The sequence below is a fragment of the Nocardia vinacea NBRC 16497 genome (assembly GCF_000308835.1).
Taxonomy (GTDB): domain Bacteria; phylum Actinomycetota; class Actinomycetes; order Mycobacteriales; family Mycobacteriaceae; genus Nocardia; species Nocardia vinacea.
The window spans coordinates 1-5999 of sequence record NZ_BAGN01000356.1 but is presented as its reverse complement, the minus strand read 5'-3'; the positions used below and the strand labels follow the sequence as shown (position 1 = coordinate 5999).

The window sequence follows — 5999 nt, the reverse complement described above, 5'->3', positions numbered from 1 at the left end:
CTCGAAGGCGCCATGTGCGTCGAATCCGGCTCCCGGACATTGCATCTGGCGTCACCGAGCTTCGACGCGTCGGTACTGGAGATGCTGTTGCCGTTATCCGAGGGGGCGGCCATGGTCATCGTGCCGACGGATGTCTACGGCGGTGATGAACTCGCCGCGCTGCTCGACCGCGAGCACGTCAGCCACGTTCTCGTCTCGCCTTCGGCGCTGTCCACCATCGACCACACCCGTTGGCCACTACCGGATTTGGAATACCTGATCGTCGGCGGCGAAGACCACGGCAGTCAGTTGGTCGAACACTGGGGCGTCGACCGGAAGCTGATCAACGACTACGGCCCAACCGAAGCCACCGTCACCGCGACGCGGAGCCCTTTGACGGCCGGAGAGGTGGTCACGATCGGTGGTCCGGTCCGCGGGGCCTCGGTATGGATTCTCGACCAGCGATTGCAACCGGTTCCGGTTGGTGTGGCCGGTGAGTTGTATATCGCGGGTGATCTACTCGCCCGCGGATACCACCACCGAGCAGCCACCACAGCCGGCCGCTTCATCGCCTGCCCGTGGGTGCCCGGCCGGCGTATGTACCGCACCGGTGATGTCGTGCGCTGGACCGGCAACGGAGCGATCCAGCACCTCGGCCGATCCGACTTCCAGGTGAAGATCCGTGGCCTGCGTATCGAACTCGGCGAAATCGATACCGCTCTCGCCACCCACGAAACCGTTGCCTACGCCGCCACCATCGGCCACCGCAACGACGCCGGAACCCAAAGACTCGTCGCGTATGTCGTGGCCGCACCGGACCACACCATCGACACCACGACCCTGACCGAATACCTGGCCGACCGGTTGCCGTCCTATATGGTGCCGTCCTCGATCATGGTCCTGGACCGCATCCCACTGACACCGGCGGGCAAGCTGGATCGAAGGGCGTTGCCGAAGCCGGTCTTCGCCGACCGCAAACCCTTCCGAGCACCAGAAACACCAACCGAACACATCATCGCCGGAGCCTTCGCCGACATACTCGGCGCCGACACGGTCGGTCTCGATGATTCGTTCTTCGCCCTGGGCGGCGACAGCATCATGGCGATCCAGTTGGTGGCCCGAGCCAGGTCGGCCGGTGCGACGTTCTCCGCACGCGACGTGTTCGAGCGGAAAACGATCGCCGGACTGGCCCAGGTCGCAGCCCACGACAGCACCGCAGCGTCCCAGTTGACGGAACTGCCCGGCGGCGGCGTCGGCCCGGTACCGCTGACGCCGATGATGCGAAGGCTGCTCGAACGGTCCGGTCCGGAGTTCGCCCGCTCCTCGCAGGCGATGATGCTGAATCTGCCGATCGGAATCGACCTGGAGCGGTTGGCGAAAACGGTGCAGGCGGTCCTCGACCGGCACGACATGCTGCGCGCGCGGCTGTGCTCGGACGACGATGGCCGCCGGGCGTGGGATGTACTGCCGGTCGGCACGATTCGCGCCGCCGATGCCATCCACCGGGTGCCGATGCCGGCAAGTGCCGAGTTCCGGACGTTGGCGGCGGCGGAACTGACTTCCGCTGCGGACCGGCTCGATCCGGACGCCGGGATCGTGCTGCAGGCGGTCTGGTTCGATCCGGCGAATCCGGCCGAACCGGGCAGGGCGCTGGTGCTGGTGCATCATTCGGTGATCGATCGGGTTTCCTGGCGGGTGCTGGTGTCGGACCTCGCGGTCGCGTGGGCGCGGATCGAGTCCGGCGAGCCGCCCGAGCCGGCCCCGGTCGGGACCTCGATGCGCAGGTGGGCGTATGGGCTGGTCGAGGCGGCCCGGCGGCCGGAGCGGGCAGCTGAGCTCGCACTGTGGCGAGCGATGGCCGACCGGCCCGATCCGATGATCGGGTCGCGGGCCCTCGACCCCGCGATCGACGTGGCCGCGACTGCTCGGACGGTCGAGGTCGATCTGTCCACCGAGGTGACCGAGGCGCTGTTGACCGAGGTGCCCGCGACATTCCACGGCGAGGTGGGCGACGGGCTACTGGCCGCCCTGGCGGTGGCACTGACGAAGTGGCGGCGCGAACGGCAGCCCGCGGCCGCGGGGCCGACGGATGTGGTGATCGGCCTCGAAGGGCACGGTCGGGAGGAAGGCGTCGTCCCCGGCGCGGACCTGACCCGGACCGTCGGCTGTTTCACCACGAGTTTTCCGGTGCGTTTGGATCTGTCGGGCATTGATATCGACGACGCATGCGCGGGCGGGCCGGCCATGGGCGCAGCGGTCAAGTCCGTCAAGGAACAGTTGCTCGCCGTCCCGGACCACGGGATCGGCTATGGCTTGCTGCGGTATCTCGACGAGGACACCGGCGCGCTGCCGACGCCGCAGATCGCATTCAACTACATCGGCCCGGTCTCCACCGGGGTTCCCGAAGGGGAACCGGCGGTCGGATGGCGGCCGGTGGACGGCGACGAGTTCATCTATGCGCAGGATCCGGATATGCCGGTTTCAGCGGTTCTCGACATCAATGTCCGCACTCGTGACGACGGACAAGGGCCGCAGTTGCGGGCCATCTGGTCCTATCCCGCCGAGGTACTCACCCCCGAGGAGGTGCGTGCGGCGGCGGAGTCCTGGCGCCGGGCACTGACCGCGTTGGTGACCAACGCCCGCCGGGCTGGTAGCGGAGGACGGACACCATCCGATCTGGATCTGGTCCGGCTCGGGCAGGCCGAAATCGAGCGACTCGAGCACAGGTATCCGACGCTGAGCGATGTCTGGCCGTTGACGCCGTTGCAGGAGGGGCTGCTGTTCCACGCGTTGGTGTCCGAGGAATCGGTGGACGCCTACCTGACCCAACTGGTCGTCGAATTGCGTGGTCAGGTCGATCCGGAGCGGCTACGCAGAGCCGGACAAGTGCTACTGGACCGACATGCGAATCTGCGCACCGCCTTCGACACCGATGTCGGACCGGTTCAGGTGGTCCAGGAAGATGTCGAGGCCGCCTGGTCGGAGCTCGACCTGTCCGACCTCGATGACAGTGCCCGCGATCGCGAGTGGGAGCTGCTCCTGGCCGCGGACCGGGCAACCAGGTTCGATCCGGCTCGTGCCCCGCTGCTGCGCTGGATGCTGGTCACCACCGGGCCGCAGCATTATCGGCTGGTACTGACCAATCATCACCTGCTGCTCGACGGCTGGTCGACGCCGCTGCTCCTGAAGGACTTGCTGGTGCTCTACGCCACCGACGGCGATGCCACCGTGCTGCCCGACGTCCGTCCGTACCGGGACTTCCTTGCCTGGATCGCCGGGCAGGACTCGGCTGCGGCGCTCGACGCGTGGGCCGGCGCGTTCGACGGCGCCGAGGAGCCGACCCTGGTAGCGCAGGCCGATCCCGGCCGCCGCTACACCGAATCACGCGATGTGCTCGGCGATTTGACCGAGGAGCAGACAACGGCGCTGACGAATCTGGCCAGGGCCCGCGGCGTCACCCTCAACACCGTGATCCAGCTGGCATGGGCAATCGTCTTGGGCATGTTGACTTCTCGGGACGATGTGACGTTCGGTGCCGTGGTCTCCGGACGGTCCCCGCGGATCGCGGGCATCGAATCGATGATCGGACTGTTCATCAACACAGTGCCGGTGCGCGTCCGTCTCGACGCCGCCGAGAGTCTGGGACAACTGCTCGACCGAATCCAGACCGAACAGGCGGACCTGCTCGACCACCAGTTCGTGGGCCTCACCGAAATCGAGCGGGTGGCCGGGCCGGGGGCGGTGTTCGACACAATGACGGTGTTCGAATCGTTCCCGATCGACCGTTTCGGGCTGACGGCGGAGACCGATATCGCGGGGATGCGAGTAGTCGATGTCACGGGCACGGACGGTGCGCACTATCCGCTGGGAGTGGTCGCGCGGATCGACACCCGACTGCACCTGAAAATCAAGTACCTGCCCGAACTCTTCGACCACGACATGATTACCGCGACCCTGCAGCGCATCCTGCGCGTGCTCGGTGTCGTCGCAACCGATCCGGAGCTGCCGTTGGCCCGGCTGAATCTGCTTTCACCCGCGGATTACCGGGAGTTGACGCCGGTATCGGGCTCCCCGGCGGTGCCGGGGCGAATGCTGCCGGAGTTGTTGGCGGCGACGGTGCAGCGGGATCCGGGGGCAATCGCGGTGGTGTACGAGGATCGGCAGTGGACCTACGGTGAACTCGATGCGCAGTCGAATCGGTTGGCACGGTTGTTGATCGATCGGGGTGTGGGGCCGGAGGCCAATGTCGCGGTCGGGCTGCCGCGATCGGTCGAGTCGGTGCTTGCGGTATGGGCGGTGGCGAAGTCGGGGGCGGCATTCGTACCGATAGACCCGCAGTATCCGACCGGCCGGATCGAGCACATGCTCATCGATTCCGGTGCGGCGGTGGGAATCACCTTGTCACAGTGGCGGTCTCGATTGCCCGGATCGGTGCCGTGGCTGGTCCTCGACGAGGCGGTGGTCGAAGCCGAGGCGTCGGTGGCATCGGCGGCGCCGGTGACCGATGCGGAGCGAACACGGCCGAGCCGGCTCGATCATGCCGCGTACCTGATCTACACCTCCGGTTCGACGGGTGTGCCCAAAGGCGTGGTGGTGTCGCACCAAGGTTTGGCAGATCTGGTGGCCGAGCTGTCTTCGCGGTTCGAAATCGAGCCCCGTTCGCGTGTGCTGCATGTCGCGTCGCCGAGTTTCGATGCGGCTGTCCTGGAACTGCTCTGGGCGTTCACATCGGGTGGGCGGCTGGTGATCGCGCCGCCGACCGTCTACGGCGGGAACGAGCTGGCGCGGATCCTGTCGAGCGAGCGGGTGACCCATGCCGCACTGACGCCGACGGCCTTGGCGACCGTCGACCCGGCCGGGTTGGAGAACCTCGAGACGGTCATGGTCGGTGGCGAAGCGCCCCCGCCCGATCTCGTGTCACGGTGGGCGCCGGGCCGGAGATTTTTCAACACCTACGGTCCGGCAGAGGCCACGATCCAGACCGACGCCAGTGCGCCGCTGGTGGCAGGTGAGCCGGTGACGGTCGGCGGACCGATCTGCGGGGTGGGGCACGTCGTGCTCGACGCCTGGTTGCGGCCGGTGCCCGTCGGAATTATCGGCGAGCTGTATCTCACGGGCCCGGCTCTGGCTCGTGGTTACCGCAACCGGATGGGGCTGACGGCGTCGCGCTTCGTCGCCGATCCGTTCGATGAGCAGGGCCGGCGTATGTATCGGACCGGTGACCTGGTGCGCTGGCTGCGGCTGCCGGAGGGGAGTCTGACGCTCGACTATGTGGGCCGGGCCGACTTCCAGGTCAAGCTCCGTGGTTTCCGCATCGAACTCGGCGAGGTCGAATCGGGCCTGCTGGCCTGTGCCGGTGTGGCGCGAGCGGCCGCGACCGTCCACCGGGGCGCCGCCGGTGACCGATTGGTCGGGTACGTGGTGCCCGAGCCCGACGTCGAGCTGGACCCGTCCGCGGTCCTCGCGTTCGCCGAACAGCGGCTGGCCCCGCACATGGTGCCCGCGACCGTGGTGGTGCTCGACACCTTGCCGGTGACAGCGAGCGGCAAGCTCGACCGCGCCGCGCTACCCGAGCCGGACTTCACCACCGGCCGGGCCGAATTCCGGGCGCCGGTCACCGAGGTGGAAAGGACGCTGGCCGCACTGTTCGCCGAGGTATTGGGCATCGACAGGGTCGGAGTCGATGATTCGTTCTTCGCCCTGGGCGGTGACAGCATCATGTCGATCCAACTGGTGACCCGAGCCAGGGCAGCCGGTGTGGTGTTCTCCACGCGGGAGGTATTCGAGCGGAAGACGGTCGCGGGACTGGCCCAGGTCGCGGTCCAGGACAGCACCGCGGCGGCCGCTCTTCCGACGGAGCTCCCCGGCGGCGGCGTCGGCTCGGTACCGCTGACGCCGATCATGTGCTGGATGGTCGAACGCGGCGGATTCGACGATTTCTGCCAGTGGGTGACGCTCACGCTGCCGAGCGGTATCGACGTCACCGGTATCGAGGCCACCGTTCGAGCGGTGATCGATCG

1 protein-coding gene is annotated in these 5999 nt (G+C 67.5%); it reads left to right on the top strand.

Going from position 1 to position 5999, the window contains the following annotated elements:
• Nucleotides 1-12 precede the first annotated feature (12 nt).
• Nucleotides 13-5999: non-ribosomal peptide synthetase (locus tag ON44_RS34200; RefSeq protein WP_157187413.1), on the top strand; the 5987-nt coding region annotated here is incomplete at its 3' end.